A 1,638-nucleotide genomic window follows, 5' to 3' on the forward strand; every position below is an offset into this window, starting at 1 on the left:
CATCGTATAAGGAGGTGATCCAGCCCCAGGTTCCCCTAGGGCTACCTTGTTACGACTTCACCCCAGTCATGAACCACAAAGTGGTAAGCGTTCTCCCGAAGGTTAAACTACCTACTTCTTTTGCAGCCCACTCCCATGGTGTGACGGGCGGTGTGTACAAGGCCCGGGAACGTATTCACCGTGGCATTCTGATCCACGATTACTAGCGATTCCGACTTCATGGAGTCGAGTTGCAGACTCCAATCCGGACTACGACGCACTTTTTKGGATTCGCTCACTATCGCTAGCTTGCTGCCCTCTGTATGCGCCATTGTAGCACGTGTGTAGCCCTACTCGTAAGGGCCATGATGACTTGACGTCGTCCCCACCTTCCTCCGGTTTATCACCGGCAGTCTCCCTGGAGTTCCCGACATTACTCGCTGGCAAACAAGGATAAGGGTTGCGCTCGTTGCGGGACTTAACCCAACATTTCACAACACGAGCTGACGACAGCCATGCAGCACCTGTCTCAGAGTTCCCGAAGGCACYAATCCATCTCTGGAAARTTCTCTGGATGTCAAGAGTAGGTAAGGTTCTTCGCGTTGCATCGAATTAAACCACATGCTCCACCGCTTGTGCGGGCCCCCGTCAATTCATTTGAGTTTTAATCTTGCGACCGTACTCCCCAGGCGGTCTACTTAACGCGTTAGCTCCGAAAGCCACGGCTCAAGGCCACAACCTCCAAGTAGACATCGTTTACGGCGTGGACTACCAGGGTATCTAATCCTGTTTGCTCCCCACGCTTTCGCATCTGAGTGTCAGTATCTGTCCAGGGGGCCGCCTTCGCCACCGGTATTCCTTCAGATCTCTACGCATTTCACCGCTACACCTGAAATTCTACCCCCCTCTACAGTACTCTAGTCCGCCAGTTTCAAATGCWATTCCGAGGTTGAGCCCCGGGCTTTCACATCTGACTTAACGAACCACCTGCATGCGCTTTACGCCCAGTAATTCCGATTAACGCTCGCACCCTCCGTATTACCGCGGCTGCTGGCACGGAGTTAGCCGGTGCTTCTTCTGCAGCTAACGTCAAATGATRCWGCTATTAACWRCACCACCTTCCTCACTGCTGAAAGTACTTTACAACCCGAAGGCCTTCTTCATACACGCGGCATGGCTGCATCAGGCTTGCGCCCATTGTGCAATATTCCCCACTGCTGCCTCCCGTAGGAGTCTGGACCGTGTCTCAGTTCCAGTGTGGCTGATCATCCTCTCAGACCAGCTAGGGATCGTCGCCTTGGTGAGCCCTTACCTCACCAACTAGCTAATCCCACCTGGGCATATCCTGACGCGAGAGGCCCGAAGGTCCCCCTCTTTGAGCCGAAGCTATTATGCGGTATTAGCCATCGTTTCCAATGGTTATCCCCCACATCAGGGCAATTTCCCAGGCATTACTCACCCGTCCGCCGCTCGACGCCCTTAACGTTCCCCGAAGGTTCAGTTAAGTCGTTTCCGCTCGACTTGCATGTGTTAGGCCTGCCGCCAGCGTTCAATCTGAGCCATGATCAAACTCTTCAATTTAAGATTTTGATGTCCCTAAGGACTGACTCAATGAATACTGACTTCAAAACTACTAATGTAATTTTAAAGCTATTATCG

Annotated in this window: 1 rRNA gene; it reads right to left on the reverse strand. The window is 52.5% G+C overall.

The features are described 5' to 3' along the window. Positions 1–7: 7 nt before the first annotated feature. Positions 8–1,560 (reverse strand): 16S ribosomal RNA (locus EJ063_RS20205). Between the last annotated feature and the right edge of the window lie 78 nt (positions 1,561–1,638).

It is taken from the genome of Vibrio aquaticus (assembly GCF_003970385.1).
Taxonomy (GTDB): Bacteria; Pseudomonadota; Gammaproteobacteria; order Enterobacterales; family Vibrionaceae; genus Vibrio; species Vibrio aquaticus.